Annotated in this window: 15 protein-coding genes and 1 other RNA gene; 10 read left to right on the forward strand and 6 right to left on the reverse strand. The window is 31.7% G+C overall.

Annotated elements, in window-relative coordinates:
- The first annotated feature begins 89 nt into the window (after positions 1-89).
- Both G8C41_RS07290 and G8C41_RS10225 read left to right on the forward strand, forming a co-directional pair.
- On the forward strand, positions 90-950 hold the full coding sequence (locus tag G8C41_RS07290; RefSeq protein ID WP_166006976.1) for a beta-1,6-N-acetylglucosaminyltransferase: 861 nt from the start codon (positions 90-92) through the stop codon (positions 948-950).
- Positions 951-953: 3 nt separating this feature from the next.
- Positions 954-1,280, forward strand: a complete 327-nt coding sequence (locus G8C41_RS10225) for a hypothetical protein (RefSeq protein WP_160562699.1) — start codon at positions 954-956, stop codon at positions 1,278-1,280.
- Positions 1,281-1,351: 71 nt separating this feature from the next.
- On the opposite strand, the gene G8C41_RS07295 is transcribed toward G8C41_RS10225, so the two are convergent.
- The 5 genes from G8C41_RS07295 to G8C41_RS07315 form a co-directional block, all read right to left on the reverse strand.
- Positions 1,352-2,677 carry an alpha/beta hydrolase family protein gene (locus tag G8C41_RS07295; protein ID WP_166006978.1) on the reverse strand — a complete coding sequence of 442 codons (1,326 nt, stop codon included), beginning with the start codon at positions 2,675-2,677 and terminating at the stop codon, positions 1,352-1,354.
- Positions 2,678-3,097: 420 nt separating this feature from the next.
- On the reverse strand, positions 3,098-4,429 hold the full coding sequence (locus G8C41_RS07300; protein ID WP_166006980.1) for an alpha/beta hydrolase: 1,332 nt from the start codon (positions 4,427-4,429) through the stop codon (positions 3,098-3,100).
- 229 nt (positions 4,430-4,658) lie between these two features.
- Positions 4,659-5,729 (reverse strand): endonuclease, encoded by a 1,071-nt coding sequence (locus tag G8C41_RS07305; protein WP_166006982.1) that lies wholly within the window; start codon positions 5,727-5,729, stop codon positions 4,659-4,661.
- 302 nt (positions 5,730-6,031) lie between these two features.
- The gene (locus G8C41_RS07310) at positions 6,032-7,141 is read right to left on the reverse strand and encodes a CapA family protein (protein ID WP_166006984.1); all 1,110 of its coding nucleotides are present in this window, start codon (positions 7,139-7,141) and stop codon (positions 6,032-6,034) included.
- A gap of 44 nt (positions 7,142-7,185) precedes the next feature.
- A complete protein-coding gene (locus G8C41_RS07315) occupies positions 7,186-7,368 on the reverse strand; it encodes a hypothetical protein (protein WP_160557414.1) in 183 nt (60 codons plus the stop codon).
- A 47-nt stretch (positions 7,369-7,415) separates the two neighbouring features.
- On the opposite strand from G8C41_RS07315, the gene G8C41_RS07320 reads away from it, so the two are divergent.
- The 4 genes from G8C41_RS07320 (at position 7,416) to G8C41_RS07335 (ending at position 14,140) form a co-directional block, all read left to right on the forward strand.
- On the forward strand, positions 7,416-8,234 hold the full coding sequence (locus tag G8C41_RS07320) for a DUF6427 family protein (RefSeq protein ID WP_221411722.1): 819 nt from the start codon (positions 7,416-7,418) through the stop codon (positions 8,232-8,234).
- Positions 8,235-8,650: 416 nt separating this feature from the next.
- A complete protein-coding gene (mutS, locus tag G8C41_RS07325; RefSeq protein ID WP_166006988.1) occupies positions 8,651-11,236 on the forward strand; it encodes a DNA mismatch repair protein MutS in 2,586 nt (861 codons plus the stop codon).
- Between the two features lie 252 nt (positions 11,237-11,488).
- A complete protein-coding gene (locus G8C41_RS07330; protein WP_166006990.1) occupies positions 11,489-13,060 on the forward strand; it encodes a xylulokinase in 1,572 nt (523 codons plus the stop codon).
- Between the two features lie 33 nt (positions 13,061-13,093).
- On the forward strand, positions 13,094-14,140 hold the full coding sequence (locus tag G8C41_RS07335) for an NAD(P)H-dependent glycerol-3-phosphate dehydrogenase (RefSeq protein WP_166006992.1): 1,047 nt from the start codon (positions 13,094-13,096) through the stop codon (positions 14,138-14,140).
- A 673-nt stretch (positions 14,141-14,813) separates the two neighbouring features.
- Here the strand turns inward: G8C41_RS07335 and ssrA are convergent.
- Positions 14,814-15,214: a transfer-messenger RNA gene (ssrA, locus tag G8C41_RS07340) on the reverse strand.
- 449 nt (positions 15,215-15,663) lie between these two features.
- Between ssrA and dnaN the strand changes: the two genes are divergently transcribed.
- The 4 genes from dnaN (at position 15,664) to G8C41_RS07360 (ending at position 20,592) form a co-directional block, all read left to right on the forward strand.
- Positions 15,664-16,779 carry a DNA polymerase III subunit beta gene (gene dnaN / locus G8C41_RS07345; protein ID WP_105297308.1) on the forward strand — a complete coding sequence of 372 codons (1,116 nt, stop codon included), beginning with the start codon at positions 15,664-15,666 and terminating at the stop codon, positions 16,777-16,779.
- A gap of 88 nt (positions 16,780-16,867) precedes the next feature.
- On the forward strand, positions 16,868-19,288 hold the full coding sequence (gene pheT / locus G8C41_RS07350; RefSeq protein ID WP_166006994.1) for a phenylalanine--tRNA ligase subunit beta: 2,421 nt from the start codon (positions 16,868-16,870) through the stop codon (positions 19,286-19,288).
- A 10-nt stretch (positions 19,289-19,298) separates the two neighbouring features.
- Positions 19,299-20,075: a Rossmann-like and DUF2520 domain-containing protein gene (locus G8C41_RS07355; protein WP_166006996.1), complete on the forward strand. Its 777-nt coding sequence runs from the start codon at positions 19,299-19,301 to the stop codon at positions 20,073-20,075.
- The gene (locus G8C41_RS07360; protein ID WP_160568544.1) at positions 20,065-20,592 is read left to right on the forward strand and encodes a KdsC family phosphatase; all 528 of its coding nucleotides are present in this window, start codon (positions 20,065-20,067) and stop codon (positions 20,590-20,592) included. The genes G8C41_RS07355 and G8C41_RS07360 overlap by 11 nt, the downstream gene beginning before the upstream one ends.
- The last annotated feature ends 340 nt before the right edge of the window (positions 20,593-20,932 follow it).

A 20,932-nucleotide genomic window follows, 5' to 3' on the forward strand; every position in this document is an offset into this window, starting at 1 on the left:
AATAATTTATTTAATCACTTATTTAACCAATCAACATATAATTTTTGTATTTTATTTTTTATATTTAATTAATTAAAAATTTAATATGAATGAAAGATAAAAAAATAGTAATATTAATCCATGCTCATAAAAATCTTGAATGTTTAAATAAATTGATAAAATCACTAGTTTATGATAATTTTGTTATCTATGTCAACTTAGATAAAAAATCCGACATTAATCCACAACAAATTGATTCTAGCGCTATTTTAGTAAAAAAAAGAGTAAATGTAACTTGGGGAGAATATTCCATAGTCAATCAAACGTTACATTCACTTCAACAAATTGTGGATGAACAAGAAGATTTTTCTCATGTTCTACTAATTTCCGGTCAAGATTATCCAATAAAAAGCAATCAATATATTGATGATTTTTTTAAAAAATATAAGGAGATTAGTTTTATTGAGTGCTTGTTAATTACTGAAAGCAATAAATATAAACCTTATATATGGAGATATGATCGAAGGCATTATCCCGCGAATCGAATTTTAGAAAGAAAAATCCATACGGCATATAAATTAGCTTATAAATTTATTACGGGAAAAGAATATAAAATCAAAATGATTCACAATCTTACCCCCTATTGGGGTAGTCAATGGTGGAATCTATCCAAAGAAGCAGTATATTATTCACTTGAATTTGCAAAAAACAAAAAAATAACTACTTTTTTTACTACAACCTGGTGTTCAGACGAGGTTTTCTTTCAAGTTTTATTGATGAATTCAAATTTGAAAGATAAAATTATAAATAAGAATTTCAGGTATATAGATTGGACTAATTGCATTAATAGTCCGAGAGTATTAAGTGAAGAAGATTTTAATAAGATTATTGACTCCGATAATTTATTTTGCAGAAAAATTGATAAAGAAATATCCGATTCTTTAGTTGAAAAATTAGAAAATAGAAGATAATAAATGGTTATATATTTTCCCTATATATTTTATGGTGATTTTCAAGGAATTACTATATTCCCGTTTATTTTTATACGCTATAAACATTTAAAAAAGAATAAAATATTAATCAATCACGAAAGAATACACCTAAGACAGCAACTTGAAATGCTTTGGGTCTTTTTCTTTATTTTTTATATCGCTGAATTTATAGTAAATCTAGTAAAATATAAAAATGCGTCTATCGCTTACAGTGAAATCAGTTTTGAAAAGGAGGCATATGCCAATGAATTTAACTTAGAATACTTAAAAAAAAGGAAGTTTTGGGCTTTTATGAATTATATAAATTAACAAATATAAATATGTAAAAAGCAGACCCAATTAAATTGAATCTGCCTCTTTTTACAATTAATTTAAAAAAACTATTTATAAAGAGCAGTATAAAAGGTCGCTTTATTTAAATAGGGAACTAAAGCGATAATGTGATCTCCTTCAGTAGAAATAAAAGTTACATTACCTCCAAATTTTTTCTGTTGTACAGAGAAATCATAAGCATTTTGATAATATACAGATACATCAGAAACTCCATGCGTCATAATAAATCTACATTTATTTACCCAAGGGGTTACACTGTTTTCATGAAGAATATCATTCATATAAGCTAAAGAAGGGTCTGTATCAAGATCTTTGATAAATTTTTCAGTATACATTTCTTTAGGATATTGTGAAAAATATGCATTTACTTCTATATCCCAATGAGTTCCGTCGAAATAAGACAAAGAGGTTGAAGCATACGGTTCTTTAAGAAAATCTCTAATATTTATATTAGGATACGCATTTTGTTTATACCCCCACAAACCATATGTTAAAAAATAAGTATGTTGAGTTTTTTCTGAATTTCTAACAATATCCGCAATTTGTTTTAAATTACATGGAGTTCCTCCGGTTAACAATAAATTAACAGAAAGCCCAAGTGAAGGGGTAGTTTCAATTTTGCGCCCTATGGATGCCGCTACGAATCCTCCTAAAGAATAACCGGTAACGATTAAATCTGTTTTATATCTATATCCTTCTCCCGAAAGTGTAAGTTTAGCCGCATTCAATAAATCTAATGTTGAATTAACCATTGATTTTGAATCTAAATAGGGATGCTGACATTGTCTGTAAGATTCACCGAATCCAGGATAATCAGGCACAAATACTATAAATCCGTTACTTGCATGAAGAGTCCAATAAGCTAAGAAATCATTATCAGGTAAATTCACATCTTTAAATAAATTGGATGGAGCCGTTTTATTATTGGTATAAGTAGGCGGAGTAGCCACTATAATACGGTATTTGGTTAAATCCGAAATAACAGTTCTTGGAGGAAGTAATAAAACCCCTGAAACATCTATTAAGCCTCCTAAACGATTCGGATGCGCTGTTTTAGTTGTAACTTTTATAACTTTTACACTAGGAACAATTTTAGATGTCGGTTCATTTGATGCTTTTAATTTATCTAATTGAAAACTTGAAACATCTACCCCATATTTTTGTAATTTATTTTTTAAATTTAATAAAGCACTCGAATCAAAAGTAGCTATTACTTCTGATTTTACAGGAACATCAGCTGAAGAAGCTTTAGACAAGTTCTCTACTGAACTTGAAGAAGTATCAATGAAACTATCTTCATTATTACATGATTGGATTGTAAAAGTCACTCCCAATATGAAAGCGATTAAAATCCTTGAAAATTTTTTTTTCATGATTTATGTATATTTTATTTTTTTATAAACAAAAATAATAAATTTTATCTTATAAATTATATCATTAGATATAATTTTTTCCCTAAAATATATACATAATTTTTTTTATATATCTAATTACTATTAAAACAAAACATTTATTTGCAATTAGAGAATTTTTAAAAATACTAATAACATTCCTTATATAATCAGAAAAATGCAATGCAATTATCGTTAATAGTTAACCTATCCATTTTATATAGCCCTATATGACAGCTTATTCAAAAAAAGTTTATTTTATTCTTAATTTTCAAAAAGATTTTCTATTAAGTTACATTTAATAATTAACTATAATTTGAAACTAGGGGAGCATTATAAAAAAAGCTCTATAAAAAAACAGGCCTTGTTTAAGGCCTGTTTTTTTATATTAATATATAAATGCTATTTGTATAGCAAGGTATAAAATGTAGCTTTGGTATAATAAGGAATCATACCAATAATATGATCACCTACAGTAGATATAAAGGTAACATTTCCTCCCGATTGATTCTGTTGTTTTGAAAAATCATATGCATTTTGATAATAGACAGAAATGTCTGAAGTTCCGTGAGTCATAATAAATCTACATTTGTTTTTCCACGGCTTAACACTGTTTTCATAAAGAATATCATTCATATATGAAATACTCGGATCTGTATCGAGATTTTTAATAAATTTTTCGGTATATATATCCTTTGGTCTGTTTGAAAAATATAGATTTACAATTAATTCATAATGAGTTCCATCAAACCAAGAAAGAGATTTGGAAGCATACGGCTCTTTTAAAAAATCATTGATATTTATATACGGATATGCATTTTTTTTGTATCCCCATACACCATATGTTAGAAAAAAATGATGCTGGGTTTTTTCAGCAGTTCTAACTAAATCTGTAATTTGCTTTAAGTTGCAAGGGGTTCCTCCTGTAAATAATAAGCTAACGGATTGTCCATGTGAAGGGTTTGTTTCTATCTCCCGAGCTAAAGATGAAGCGACGAAACCACCTAAAGAATATCCGCTGATTATTAAATCTTTTTTATATTTATATCCTTTTTTAGTTAAAGTTCTTTGCGCTGATTTTAGAAGATCTAATGTTGAATTAACCATAGCTTTAGAATCTAAATAAGGATGTTGGCATTGTTTATATGAATCTCCAAATCCGGGATAATCCGGGAAGAAAACAATAAATCCATTTAAAGCTTGAAGGGTCCAAAATGCCAAATAATTAAAATGCAAATCGTTATCCATCCACTTAAATCCTTGAAAAACATTAGATGGCGCCATTTTATTATAAGTATAAGTGGGTGGCGGAGCAACAATTATGCGGTGTTTAAAAATGGAATTTAAAATGGTTTTTGCCGGTAATAACAATACTCCTGACACATCAATAGTTCCTCCTAATCGATTGGGATGAGCGGTTTTAGTTTTTACTTTTAACACTTGAACTTCAAGTGGTGATTTTTGTGTTTTAGAAGGTTCATTTATCTTTAAATCAGAAACATGGATCCCTGATTTAATTAAATTTTCCCTTATTTCTAATAAGGTATTGTAATCTAAAGAGCCTAATTCTTCATATTCGCCAGATCCCCAAGATAAAGATTTAGATAATGCTTGATCTGAGTCTACAGCGCTCGAAGATACTTCATCAAGGCTATCCTCATTTGAACACGATTGTAGGGTTAATAGTAAACCCAATAGAGAATAAATAATAAGTCTAAAGGTAAATTTTTTCATGATTTTTATTTATTAATTTGTTTAATTTAACAAATTTAATAGTTTGATTATAATATATATATAAAATATGGATAATAAAAATAATAAAATGAATTATTTAGACTGATATCACATTATATAACATAATAATAAATTTATCATAAAAGAATAAAGCCCTAAAGAATTCTTAGGGCTTTAATAAATATAGATACTGTTAATCTATCAATCGTAAATTATTTAAAATTTAATATCAAGGTTTTTTTATAATTTTAAAAGATTGTTCACCTTTTTTAGTTACTAACTTAATATAGTAGATTCCCACTTGATTAGGAATCGGTATTTGAGTATCATCAAAATTTACAATATAATTTATCAAATTTCCCGAAATGTTATAAATATATATTGCTTTAATATCTCGGCCTTTAACATATACAAAATTTTCAGAAGTAACGGTTGGGTAAACCTTGTATTCTTCAGATTTAATTACTTCATCCATTAACAAATACCCCCAAGTATTTAAGGCTCTGGGCCCACCCCATATGAGAGTGGCAATGTATGGATTATCAATAAATGGATTTCTATTTCCTTGAATGTTGTAAATAACTTCATTTCTAAGTTTTTCAAAAAGGGTTGGATCTTTTTCAGCATTCCACTTCAAATACAAATCGGGCATTTCAACGCTGTAAGTATACGTGCTTTCTGCTGTATTTTTTGCTTCGCATTGACCGGGATATCTAACATGCATATACATTATAATTCTTGCTACAGATCCCTTCCATTCATCCCCCGGATAAAATCCTGTTGATGAAACATTACCGGAATTACCGGTGCCTTCTGCAAAATTGCGATTACTTCGACGGATATTATATTGTTGATCTACGGCTCGTAAGTTATGTGCATCGGTACCGGGACCTCTAGAAGAGGTAACCAATTTGGGATTAGCCAATGATTTGGCAAAAACATGCTCTCGAGTCCAAAGTCCTTTACAAGATGATTTGTGACAAGAGGAATCAACACTTCTTATTCGATTATGCATTACATCTTGCGGATCGTCATTATAGCCATAAATTAATAAAACAGTATTTTGATCCGAATTTTCAGGATCTATATCCGACAATTTTAAGGTCTTCCAAACATCCGGATTTTTAGTGTTGCTGTAATACAACCAGGTAGTATGAGTAGCAGTAACTAAAGATGAGATATCTGATTTTAATTCCTCTCCGTCTTTTGAAAAATCAATAGAATCGTAATAATTAGGAATTTGAGCAACTAGCATTACATGGGCTATTGCCCATAATAAAAGGATAAAATTTTTCTTCATAAAAGTATACTTAGTGAGACTGGTATAAAAATAAAAATATTGGTTGAGATAAAAAAATAAATATGTCGTTCTTATTCAACTTTACTTGTTACATTCAATCTGACTACGTTTTTTATGAAGATCATTGTCCATAAAACCCGGCAAACCACTATCTTTCAAATAAATAAATGTAATTAAAAAATTTTGCCGGTATTAAAATTACCTTGATTATTAAAATTTAATAATTAAAAATATTTTTTAAAGAATAATCAAATAAGACAGCTGATTGTACCTTATAATATATCGCAAAAAATGTAATTAAATTATCGCTTATTAATCTTAATTTCACCTGATGGAGAGAAAACAAAATGATTATTAGGAAAGTCTGTATAGGTTAAATATTTAATATAATTATACGCTTTGTAATTAGTATCGATTTCAGGTCCTTTTTTTGATCCTTTACTTTGAATGATGGATATAACACGACAAGAAATAAAATTACCTTTAGTATCTGTTTTAATTTTCAAAATAGGAGCATTGCCATTGGGTCCGGTTAACGTAATCTTTCCATACGTGGCAAAATTACCTAAACTGTAAGCAATAAATTTATTATTATAGAGTTCAACGGCCCTGGCAACATGGGGTCCGCTTCCTAAAATAAGATCTGCTCCTGCATCAATGCAAACATGTGCAAATTCTACTACATTCCCTCTATTTTCTCCAGCATAAAATTCATTTTTAAAAGGTATATGCTGATAAGATGCCCCCTCTCCTCCTCCATGAAACATAACAATAATAATATCAGCTTTAGGGCGCACTTCTTTAATGACTCTTTTAATATCTGCGTAATGAACCGAACTTATTAAACCCGGACTGTGTCCGGCTCCTATAAAAGCATATCGTATTCCATTTTTTTCTTTAATAGCATATTCACAATGTTTCAATACACCGGCATATTGAATACCTAGATTTTTTAAATTTTTTTCGGTTGCATTTCTTCCAAAAGTACCAAAATCATTACTGTGATTATTTGCTATGCTTAAAAAGTCAAACCCGGCCTCCTTTAAATAGTTTCCATACGCAAAGGGAGATCTGAACACAAAGCAAAAATTAGGATCGGAACATTCTTTTGGTTTTCCTCCGGAATCAAATAAAGTACCTTCTAAGTTACCGACAATCAAATCTGTTTTTTCTTTAAGTACAGGAACTATTCCTTCTAATATATTGACACCCGGCAGGAAAGAGGCTGAAGGATAGTTACTTCCTAACATAATATCTCCCACTGCTGTAATGGTAACAGTATCGGAATTAGCGGATAGAAAATCTTTGGATTCAGTGACAGGATAAGATTTTTTTTCTGGTTCTTTTACCTTATTTTTCTTACAGGCAACCGTAATCACCAAAAAGGTCAAGATAATTGAAAAAAATCTCATAAGAGCGTCTAAATGGATATGATACTAGTTTTTAAAGACAAAAATTATAAATGATCTCCATCATATTTATGATCTTTCTGTGTAAAACCAATAATTCTTTTACACCAATACAAAAGAAATAAACAAAGAATAGCCACATACAACCAATCAACAAAATGTCCAATGACAGGTAAAATTTTGTAAGACCATGTAAATAATTTGCCGATACCTAGTATTAATTCTGTCATGATTTAATAGGTTTTTATTTATATTTTTGTAACAAATATATAAAAAAATGTACTCGAACTCTCCTTCTATCAAATATTTTTTTCCCGTTTTTGGCCTGTGGATCATTTTTTTAGGAGTCTTTATTTATTATCTTAATTTACACGTTACATCTATTATAAAACTGTGGGAGATAGTTGTTGTTAGTTCATTATCATATATTTTGAATACCCTTACGATTTTATATTCAAAATTTAAGAAAAAAAGGAAAATTTGGGCGTTAGCCATTTATAATCTATTATTTATTCCTTCTTGTGAAGAATTTATAAATTTACCTATAGGTCTTTCTTACTTACTGCTTTCTATGGCGCTTTTATTATTGTTAGATATTTTCAGCAAATCTTCTCAATTGAAATATTTTAATATTGGAATGTTCGCTTCTATAGCAAGCTTATTATATTTTCCCACTATTTCCATAGTTTTTTTATTTTTATTCATGACTATTGTATACTATAAGGAAAAAATAAACATATCCCAGTATATCGCAGGTGTATTGGTAACCGTTATACTTACTCTTGAAATAACATTTATTACCGATTCTTTTTCATATATTACTAATTGGATAAATCAATTAACCATTCCAACATTTCATTTTGAATATCAAATCCCTATTTTATTAATACTTCTTGTTGTATTAGTTTTAGGATGGATCAGTCAATATTCAAATAAAAATATTTCCGAAGATTTAAAGATTTCTTCGCAGCATACTATTTTAGTTTTTTATCTTTTGTTCTGGATTTTAATTTATGCTTTCTTCATGGGAGATAATTATGCCTTGTTGATATTCGTTAGCCTTCCGGTAAGTCTGATCACATCCAGATGTATTTAATATCAATTCCATTTTAATAAAACCATACGGAACGTAACAATAAATTTAAGAAGCATTGACCTTTACGTTAATTTAGTCAAAAAAATTGAGAGTTAATTAGAAGTTTTTTTATTTAATAGTCTATTCAAAAAATAATGAAGCTACCCATGAACAAATCGAAGAAAAGGCTAAAAAATATATTGTTTTATACAAGCTCTATAATTAAAAACTTAACTACTTAAATAACTTTCTTAATTTTATATTTTAATACATTTTTATGAAATTTTAGGATTGGATTTACAATTTAACAATTGAAAAGAGTAGATCCTAACAAAAAAATGAAATACGTAAACCCATTGAGCATTTTTAAAAACCATTAATAAGTACTAATTTAGCAAATTCATGTAAATTAATACCTACTATAACCTTCGAAAGCAATGGGTAAGACAAAAGAAACTCCTTTGATGAAGCAATACAACAGTATAAAAGCCCGATATCCGGATGCTATGTTGCTGTTTCGAGTTGGAGATTTTTATGAAACATTTGGTAAAGATGCGGTTAAAGCTTCCAAAATTTTAGGAATTGTACTTACAAAAAGAGCAAACGGACAAGCAAGTCATATTGAGTTGGCCGGTTTTCCTCATCATTCAATAGATGTTTATCTGCCCAAATTAGTACGTTCGGGTCTTAGAGTTGCTATTTGTGATCAATTAGAAGATCCTTCCATGGCAAAAGGTATTGTAAAACGTGGAGTTACGGAATTGGTTACCCCGGGAGTAACTTTTAATGATAAGGTTTTAGAAGCAAAAAGTAATAACTTTTTATTATCCGTTCATCAGGAAAAAAATTTATACGGTATGGCTTTATTGGACATTTCCACCGGAGAATTCCTGATTTCTGAAGGAGATGAACACAAACTTCGACATCTTATCGATAATTTTAAGCCGACCGAAATAATCCATCAACGAAGACATCCTTTACCCTTTGATCATCAAGCCTATTCATTTCAATTAGAAGATTGGGCATTTCAATATGATTATTCGTACGATAAACTAACTTCACATTTTAAAACCAATTCTTTAAAAGGTTTTGGTATAGAATCAATGAAACTGGCGATCACGGCAGCAGGTGCGGTTTTTGCTTATTTAGTTGAAGATACTCATCATAAATTATTGGACCATATAACCAATATTCAGCGATTATCTCAAGACACTTTTGTATGGATGGACGATTTTACCATCAAAAATTTAGAATTAATCCATACAACTGAATCTCAATCGGTTTCCCTGTTAAAAATATTAGATAAAACCCATACCAATATGGGAGGGAGAATGTTACGCCGATGGATTCTCACTCCTTTAAAAGAAATATCCGTAATTCAAAGGAGGTTGGAAGTAGTTGAGTTCTTCTTAGAATTTTCTGAAATAGCTTATGAGATCCGAGAATTACTTAAAGGGATATCCGATGTAGAAAGACTTCTAGGCAAATTAGCCGGTGAACGTATATCACCTAAAGAATTAGGATATTTAAAGGATTCTTTGATTAATTATTTAAAAATCGAAAAAATCTTAAAAGAAAAAAATCATCCGACCTTTACTAATTTTGGAGAATTTAAAAATTTAGAAGAGGTTGTATCCTTATTGCAAAAGCAATTAAATGATGAATTACCGGTTATTTTGTCAAAAGGAAACGTAATAAAAGAAGGAATTTCCGAAGAATTGGATGTATTGCGTAATTTAAAAAATCATGGCAAAGAATATTTAGACAATTTATGTATAAGAGAATCTGAAAAAACCGGTATTCCCAGCCTAAAAATTGATTTTAATAATGTGTTCGGGTATTATTTGGAAGTTAGAAACACCCATAAAGATAAAGTTCCTACCGATTGGATCAGAAAACAAACATTGGTTAATGCCGAAAGATATATTACAGAAGAATTAAAAGAATACGAAAGCCAAATTTTAGGCGCTGAAGAAAAAATAGGAATATTGGAATCTGAACTTTTCAAAAGTCTTTGTTTACAAATCAAAAACAGTCTTACGGATATCCAGCATAATACTTCCAAAATTGCTACCATCGATACTTTGCTTTCTTTTGCGGAAACAGCACAAGAAAACTCATATATACATCCTAAATTAACAGATTCCAAAGTCATCGACATAAAAGACGGAAGACATCCCGTCATTGAAAAACAATTGCCTTTAGGAGAGTCCTATGTAGCTAATTCGGTCTATATGGATGACGAAAAGCAGCAAATACTCATGATTACAGGTCCTAACATGGCAGGAAAATCCGCATTGCTCAGACAAACGGCATTGATTGTTCTCATGGCTCAAATTGGAAGCTATGTTCCTGCCAAGGAGGCAACGCTGGGTATTGTGGATAAAATTTTTACTCGCGTAGGAGCTTCTGATAATTTATCAAAAGGAGAATCAACCTTCATGGTTGAAATGAATGAAACGGCGAGTATTCTAAATAATATTTCAGATCGCAGCTTAATATTGCTTGACGAAATAGGCCGAGGAACCAGCACATACGATGGCGTTTCCATAGCCTGGGCAATTGCAGAATATCTTCATGAGCACCCTACACATCCTAAAACGCTTTTTGCTACACATTATCACGAACTTAACGAAATGACGGAGTCATTTTCAAGAATTAAAAATTTCAATGTGAGTATCAAGGAGGTCAATGGAACGATAGTATTTCTTAGAAAATTAATTCCGGGAGGAAGCGAGCACAGTTTCGGTATACATGTAGCTAAACTGGCAGGAATGCCCGAAATAGTAACTCAACGTGCCGAGCAAATTTTAAAAACTTTGGAAAATAACAGTTCTAAAAAAGAGCGGAAAGAAAATGCAAAAACATCTACCGATGAAAATATGCAATTAAGCTTTTTTCAATTGGACGATCCAATTTTAGAAAATATTCGTGAAGAAATAGTAAAAACTGATATCAATGCGTTGACTCCTTTAGAAGCTTTAATGAAATTAAACCATATAAAGAAAATGATTGGTGGCTGATTGTTCATTTTTTAAAAATATATTAAGATTTTCAACCTATTTTTTTCTATATTTTTTACTGTATAAGATCATACCTATGGGTAATAATTTTAAAAAATTCTTTTCTTAGAACGAATTACTTTCGATTTGCATTTTCAACTATTGAATGTTATAAAAAAAGTTTCGTTTAACTCTTGCTTACTTTCGATTTAGTAAATATATTTGTTTGATTGACTTTCAATTAAACTAAAACCACAAAAAAAATTATAAACTATGGACACAAAAAAAGCAAAAGACGGTCCTTTAGTAATTGCCATTGACTCCTCAACCACTTCCTCCAAAGCAATTATTGTTGATGAAAACGGACACGTTTGGCAAACTGCAAAAAGAAATATACAACTTCATACTCCTGCCATGGATTTTTATGAACATAATCCGATTCGATGGTGGCAAACAACCAAAGAATGTATAGGAGAAGTTCTGTCAAAATTATCTTCTAAAGACAGAGAACGAATATCGGCTATTGGAATAACCCATCAACGGGAAAGCTTTGCTCCTTTTGATGAAAAAGGAATGCCTCTACGTAACGGAATTCTTTGGCTGGACGGTCGCGCAACGAAACAAATTAGAGCCTATGGCTCTCAACATATCCATAATCTCTCAGGTAAGCCACCCGGCGTAACTCCCGGTATCTATAAAATTGCTTGGTTAAAAGAAAATGAACCCGAAGTGCTGAAAAAAGCGTTTAAAGTTGTTGAAGTACACGGTTATATCACTTGGAACCTTACCGGTAAGTGGATTTCATCAGTAGCTGCAACAGATTCTTTAGGATTATTGGACATCCGTAAATTTGATTACAGCGATGAACTTTTGCAAATAGCCGGAGTAACCCGCGAACAAATGGCCGATTTAGTTCCTCCCGGAGAAATTATGGAAGAATTAAAACCGGAATTGGCTGCAGAATGGAAACTGTCTAAGCCAATACCTGTAATTGCAGGTTTGGGAGATGGTCAGGCAGCAGGAATAGGTGCAGCAGCCGTATCTCCTGATATTGCCTTTCTAAATTTAGGAACAGCTGTAAATGCGGGAGTTGAAAGTTCTGAATACAGGTGCGATCCCGTATTCAGGACTCATGTTTCAGGAATTAAAGGAAATTTTGTTTTCGAAATTTTACAGTCTTCGGGGTCATATTTGGCGGGATGGTTCCGACAATCTTTGGGAGATCCTAAATTATTGGGAGAACCGGATCCAAAGTTGGATCACGAAGCTTCTCATATTCCCCCGGGATGTGAAGGACTCGTAACCTTGCCTTACTGGAATGCCGTACAAAGTCCCTATTGGGATTCTGTAGCAAGAGGCGCGGTAGTAGGCTGGAGAGGAACTCATTCCAAAGCGCATATGTATCGATCAATTTTAGAATCCATCGGCTTTGAGATGAAATTTAATTTAGAATCCATTGAAAAAGGAACCGGTGTTAAATTAAAATCGGTTCGAGCCATGGGAGGGGGAACTCGTTCTCAGTTATGGCGTCAAATAATGGCCGATTCCCTGGGATTACCCATTACCATTTGTTCAGAAGATGAAATTTCCGCCTTAGGAGCCTCCGTTGTTGCCATGGCAGGAATAGGCGCACATGGATCCAACAACGTAGCTCATGCTGCTAAACACATGGCACATTTTGGAGAAACTATTGAACCGGATGTAACGCAATCAGAAAGATATAGAGAAGTCGCCGAGATACAGCATAAACTATATCCGCAACTAAAAAATATTTTTGAACAACTTTATGAGTTGTCGGAAAAATACCCTTCTACAAAGCCGGAATCACCAAAATCAGAATTATAAAAACTAAAATCACAAATCGTAATATAAATAAAAATGGGAATAATCACCATATTAGGCGCCGGAGCCATGGGCTCCGGTTTATGTACACCGGTAAGTAAAGCCGGTTGGGAAGTTAGGTTATGGGGTACCTGGCTCGACGATCATTTATTGGATGCCTGTGAAGCAGGTAAACCTCATCCAAGAACTAAAATACCTTTAGCAAAAGGAGTTAAACTCTTTCGTTCCAATGATTTACAAAACGCTTTAGAAGGAGCAGATGTAGTGGTGATGTCGGTTGCCTCAGTAGGTGTTCCTAAAGTTACTGAAATGGCATTAGAAGGAATTTCCAAAGCAAAAGCACTTTGGTTGACCTCTAAAGGATTTTGTCCCGATGAAAAAGGAAAAATCCAACTTCTTCCCGAAGCTATTCGCACCCTAGCTAAACAAAAAGGAATACAAATCCCTCCTGTCGTTGCAATTGCCGGACCGGTAAAAGCCAACGAGTGTGCAGACGGTAAACCCACGGCTACCATTTTCGGATGCAAGGATATTGAAGTTTCACGAAAATATGCCGGAGAAGCAAGAACAGAGGTTTACTGTATTGAAGCGACCGATGATGAAATTGGAGTAGAAATCTGTGCCCCCATGAAAAATGTGTACGCCATAGCTCTGGGTATTGCTGACGGACTGGAAGAAGGTACCGAATTTCCTCATCATAATTTAAAAGCTGCTACTTTCAGTCGTGCTATAAAAGAGATGTCTTTGTTGGGTCAAGCTTTGGGTGCTCGTATGGAAACAGCTTTCGGACTTCCCGGAGTGGGTGACTTGGAAGTTACCGGATTATCGGGAAGAAATAAAGTATATGGGGTACGTATTGGAAGAGGTGAAAACGCAAAAGATGCTCTGAAAGAAATGGATCGTTTAGAACAAACGGTGGAAGGAGTACCGGCAGCGGGTCTTGCGGCTAAATTAGTTGAGCAATCAGCACCTCAACTTAAAGAAGAACTGACTTTGTTGAAAGCTGTTAATGAGATTTTAGCCGGAACTAATCGACCTGTAGTGAGTGTGCTATCAGAAGCAGTACTTCCTAAAAAGCCTTAAAGTTAATCTTTGAAAATTTCAATATACTTGTACTATTTAGTCAAAAAAGTTCCTGGTAATTCAGGAACTTTCTGTTTGCTATTCGTTTTAATTTTAATTAATAAAAAATATTATTCTAAGTTGGTTTAAAGGATATAATCAAAAGTAATTTAGTTATATGCATAACTATTTATTTTTCATATATATTTCTATATTGATTTTTTTAGTTTTTAATCTTAATTCTTAAACTTTAAAATAATTTAAAATCATCTTGATTTATCTGTTTTTAAATAAATTCTTATTTATCTTAAAAGCTTATTTTACATATTTTCAGGAATACAAATATTATCAAAATACAATTAAATAATATTTAAAAAGGCAAATATATAGTTTATGAGATAGCAATAAGATTATTTTATATGTATGTGTTTTTTAATCAAACACTCTAAAAAGTATAAAATTTAAATATAGTATAGGATCAATATTAGTTATTCTTTAATCAAAAAGTGAATTTCAAATCTTACTTCTTTAGGAATTATAAAAAAGAACTTGATGAATACGAAAAAATCGTGAGCCTCATTGAATCTATTTAAAAATGTAAAAAATAATTAAGAATAATAGTATTCCCGAAGATGAAAAACTTACCTAAATAACCATAAAAAACAAGAAAACCCGCTATTTAAGCGAGTTTAAAAAGTGGAGATGGAGGGATTCGAACCCTCGTCCAAACAAGCAATACGCAAGCTTTCTACATGCTTAGTGAATTATTAATTTTCGGCTGATTGCTGAGAATTCACACCCCACAATCAGCTTATCATCTAAATTTTCGAACATAACCCGATGCGTGTCCTGTTCTATCTCCGCATTCCCGTGCCTCTTAACCAAACGCCGCAGAGAAGGGCTTTTGAGAGACATTTAGCTTCCTTACCTGGTAAGGAGATCGCTTGGACTTACTATAATTCGGTCGTATTAAGCAGCTAAAGCGTATTCTTCGTTGCCAGTTATAAGTTTGTAACGGAAGTTTAACGAGATTACCTTACGTGACTCGACATGCTTACTTACCCATTGATCTTGCTGTCAAAACCGGTCATCCCCAATGGATAATTCTTCAATATTAATTGGCAAATATAATCATTTTAACTTAATTATAGGTCAAAATGGATCCCGTATTCCTTTAAACACTATATATATTCAATTATTATTTTTAAATAAAATCAAAGATTTGAAAACAAAATAAGATATAAAACCATACATCTAAGCTTTTACTAAATCAATTAAAAACAGGGAGATCGGTTTAAAATTTCATCATAACAAAATTGACAGTAAAAAATAATTTTCTAAATATTTTTAAAAATAGAAATTATCTTTTTATTATAATTATAAAAATTTAAATCCCTAAAAATAAAACAATATATCATAAAGAATTTATAATTTATATATATTTTAAAATAGATAATATGATTTTTTCAATAAAAAATAAAAAAAAAGAGTTTGATTTAGAATGAAAAAAACTAATTTTGTAACTATTAAGAAAAAATTCATATATGAAATTCATAGTTTCAAGCGGAGAATTATTAAAAGCATTACAATTAATAAGTGGAGTTACCGGAGGAAACTCATCTTTACCTGTATTGGAAAATTTTTTATTCGATCTGGATTCTGATAAATTAACCATCTATGGATCTGATGGTGAAACAACCATGAAAACCAGTATTGAAGTTCAAAGTACAGATAAAGGAAAAATTGCGGTTCCTTCAAAACTGCTTACCGATACAGTAAAAACTTTTTCCGAACAGCCGCTTTCCTTTTCACAAGAAGGAAATCAACTAGAAATTGTGGATGAAAAAGACAACTACTTCATAGCTTTGGATGATGTAGACCAGTATCCTACCCTACCCGAATTAGACACAGACAGGTCTATTACCATGAAAGCCTCCGTTTTAGGAGAAGCGGTCGCCAATACTATATTTTCAACCGGTAATGACGCCATGCGTCCCGTGATGACCGGGGTATTATTCCAATTTACCAATTCGGAATGTCGATTTGTAGCTACCGATGCTCATCGCTTGGTAAAATATACTCGTAAAGATGTTTCTGCGAATGAAGATATAGAATTCATCATGCCCAAAAAACCGCTTACTCTATTGAAAAATGCCTTGATTGCATATGATGATGAGGTTATTATTGAATTTAATGAAACCAATGCTCGGTTCACTCACAATGAAACTCAATGGGTTTGTAGGCTAATAGACGGTAAATATCCTAATTACGATGCCGTAATCCCTAAAGAGAATCCGAACGTATTGACTATAAACAGGCAATTATTTTTAAGCTCTCTAAAAAGAGCTGCCCTTTTCTCAAATAAATCAACTTCGCAAGTACGTTTAGCTTTAAATGGAAATTTACTTAAGCTAAGCGCTGAAGATGTTGATTTTTCTAATAAAGCGGATATGAGCCTTCCTTGTGATTACAATGGGGAAGAATTGAAAATAGGATTTAATTCCAAATTCTTAAATGAAATGCTTAACAACATTTCATCGGAAGACATTACCCTTGAAATGTCCACGCCCAATCGTGCGGGAATTATTAAACCTGCAGACGGTTTGGATGAGAATGAAGACATATTAATGTTGGTAATGCCTGTTATGCTTAATAACTAAATAAATTTTAAAATATAAACCACTTTTCTCGCTCTTATGTAAATAAATTATTTACATAAGATTTTTTTAATATAAATAGTTAAAATCAATGAAAATTTCTTATAATTGGTTATGTAAATATATTAAGACTGATTTATCTGTTGAAAAAATAGCTTCCATACTTACAGACACAGGTTTGGAAGTAGAAGATGTTGAAGAAATTGAATCTGTCAAAGGCAGTCTAAAAGGTGTAGTTGTCGGTGAAGTCATTGAATGTGAAAAGCACCCGAATGCGGACAAACTGAAACTAACTAAAGTGAACTTAGGGGATCAAATCGTTCAAATTGTTTGTGGGGCACCTAATGTAGAAAAAGGTCAAAAAGTACCTGTAGCCACTATTGGTACTTCCTTATATTCCGAAGACGGAAGCGAATTTAAAATTAAGAAAAGTAAAATACGAGGGGAAGAATCTTTCGGTATGATTTGTGCCGAAGATGAATTGGGTTTAGGCAAAAGCCATGAGGGCATACTCGTACTTGATACTAATTTAAAAGTGGGTACTCCTCTTAATGAGGTGATCCATGTTTCTAAGGATTATTGCATTGAAATAGGGCTCACTCCTAACCGTACAGATGCTATGTCTCATTATGGGGTAGCTCGTGATTTATATGCGGCACTTAAAAGCAGAAAAATCAAGGCTGAATTACAACCAATCACTTTCGAAAATTTTAAATTGGATGAAGCAAAAGGAAATCCGATTAGTGTTGAGGTAGAAAATGAGCAACTCTGCCCTAGATATTCGGGTATATATTTAAAAAATATTGAAATTAAACCTTCTCCTGATTGGTTACAAAACCAATTAAGAATCATAGGATTATCTCCTATAAATAATGCAGTAGATATAACTAATTATATATTACATTCCTATGGACTTCCTCTTCATGCATTTGATGCCGATAAAATTGGCGGTCAAAAAATAAAAGTGGGAACGGTACCGGAAGGAACTACGTTTACTACATTAGACGGAGTAAAAAGAAATCTATCCGATTCCGAATTACTTATAAAGGACGCTCAGGATACTCCTTTATGCTTAGCCGGTGTGTATGGCGGATTAGAATCCGGAGTTTCCAATGAAACTAAAAATATTTTTTTAGAAGCTGCTTACTTTGATCCGGTTTCTATAAGAAAAACCTCTAAAAAAGAAGGATTAAATACCGATTCTTCTTTCCGTTTTGAAAGAGGTGTAGACCCTAATTATACCCTGATTGCTTTGAAAAAAGCCTGTGAGCTTTTTAAAGAGTTAACCCATGCAACCGTTGTTGGAGAAATGATAGATATATATCCCAATCCAATAAAAAACGTAAATACTATTTTAAGGTATCATAAAATCGATCGAATATTAGGAAAGAAAATCCATAGAGAACAGATCAAAGAAATCTTAAAATCATTAGAGTTTACGATCATAAGCGATACAAACGAAGTTTTGGATCTTATAGTACCGGCCTATCGTGTAGATGTGACGAGGGAAATAGATGTTATTGAAGAAATTGCACGAATCTATGGGTACAATCAAATTGATATTCCTGAAAAGTTTTCGTTTGCTTATGAAAATAAAAATGCCTTTGATGAAGAATTTCTTGAAAACACGATTGCTAATCAATTAAAATATAATGGTTTTAACGAAATCATCAATAATTCGTTAACGGCTCGTAGAGATGAAAACACCCAATACGTGGAACTGGTTAACCCTTTAAGCACAGATTTGTGTGTAATGAGGCAATCCCTGGTATATGGAGTATTACAAAGTATATCATTTAACAGCAATCGTAATCAGAAAGAAATTAAGTTTTATGAATTCGGAAAGACTTATTTTAAAAATTCCGCAGGAACTTATGTTGAAAATAAAAAACTTTCGGTAGCTTTATTCGGAAATTTCCAGGAAAATAATTGGATTATTCCTCAAAATACCTCTACTTTTTTTCATTTAAAAGGAATTGTAAGCCAATTACTTACCGGTTTTAATATATCCATTGATGAAAAACCGTTAGAGTCTTCTTCTCTGTATAAAGACGGCATCGAACTTTTTGTAAACGGATCTTCTTTAGGTAAATTAGGAAGTATCAATCCTAAGCTTTTAAAAGAATTCGGATTAAAAGGTAATGTATTTTATGCAGAATTGGAATGGGAAAAATGGGTGGATCTTGCCTCTAAGAAAAAACCTTATAAATTAGCTGAAATCCCTAAATTTCCGGGCTCAACCCGAGATTTAGCTCTTTTACTGGATAAAGATATAAAATATTTTGACTTATATAAAGCAGCCTTTGAAACAGAAAAAAAATTGCTTCAATCCGTAAATCTTTTTGATGTTTATGAGGGCAAAAATCTACCTGAAGGCAAAAAATCATACGCATTGAATTTCTTCCTTCAAGATGAAAATAAAACCCTTACGGATCAAGACATTGATAAGGTTATGAAAAAGTTGTTAGATCGTTTTTCAACCCAGTTTCATGCCGAATTAAGAAATAATTAATGATGAAAATATGCATAAAAATGTTGTAATTCTAGGGGCCGGAAATGTTGCTTATCATTTAACCAGAGCCTTACTTGAAAATACGGTGAATGTCGTACAGATTTTCAACAGAACTCTGGATAAAGCACAAAATTTCGCAGAAGATTATAATATTAATTATACAGATAAAATTTCAGAAATTGTTAAGGCAGACATCTATATTATCTGCACTTCAGATAAGGCCATTTCCGAAATATCTTATTATGTACCATTTGAAGATTGTTTAGTTGTCCATACTTCCGGATCGATCCCCTTATCTGCGCTTAAGGGTAAATACAGAAAAGGAGTCTTTTATCCTTTGCAAACCTTTTCAAAAAAAAGAGCGTTGGAATATGATAAAATTCCTTTTTTTATTGAAGCAGAAAATAAAGATGATGAAACTATTCTTTTAAATTTGGCTAAAAGAATTTCTGATGAAGCCTATGTTGTTGATTCAGAAAAGCGATTGAAAATACATATGTCGGGTGTATGGGCCAACAATTTTACCAATCATCTACTTTACATAGCCAATGAAATTTGCCGTAAACAAGACATACCTTTTGAGATTTTAAAACCTTTGATAAAGGAAACTTTTGAAAAAATAAATGATGACATTTCTTCATATGACGCTCAAACAGGACCGGCAAAAAGAAATGACCAAGTTGTTATCCAAAAACATTTATCTATCTTAGAGTCTGATTCCAATTTATACCAAATCTATTCTTTACTAACTAATTCCATTTTAGAAACTTACCATGATAAATTATAAAGAAAAGCTCAATCATATTAGCGCATTCGTTTTTGACGTAGACGGAGTTATGACCGACGGATCCATCATTCTCATTAATAACGAAATGATAAGAAATATGAATACTAAAGATGGGTTTGCCTTACAGTTTGCTGTAAAGAAAGGTTATAAAATTGCCGTAATTACCGGAGGAAAGGATGCCTCTGTAGTGAGCCGACTTAACTATTTAGGTATAACTGACATCTATCTTGATTCTAAAGATAAATGGGATGATTTGGAAGATTTTCTTTACAAATACGGGTTGAAACCTCATGAAGTTTTATATATGGGAGACGATCTGCCCGATTATGAGGTGATGAACCAAGTGGGAATTGGAGCAGCTCCCAAAGATGCTTGTCCCGAAATTCTTTCTATTGCAGACTATATTTCACCTATTAAAGGCGGTAAAGGTTGTGTGAGAGATGTGATCGAACAAGTTTTAAGAGTAAAGAGCGATTGGGATTATCTCGAAACAAAAGATACTACCGCTTCTATATAAACAACTTATTTATATAATTTTTAGGATGTAAAATTTATTTAGATCCCTAAATAAAATAACCAATATTTTTACCTATTTGATAGCAATGGATAAAATCATAAGCTTTCAATCATGCTATTAGAATTAAATTTACATCCTATCTCCAAAATTTTTACACAGCCTACCATCTCCATCAACTATATTGTTTTAATATAATTATTTGCACAATAAATACGATTTATTATAAATAAATTAGTTTTTATCAAACATACAATCTATAAACTGCAAAATTTGAATTATAAATGTTAAATATTATTAAATAATTATATTAATTAAATTTATATGAAAATTTTCGATTCAA

Source organism: Apibacter sp. B3706 (assembly GCF_011082725.1).
Lineage (GTDB): Bacteria > Bacteroidota > Bacteroidia > Flavobacteriales > Weeksellaceae > Apibacter.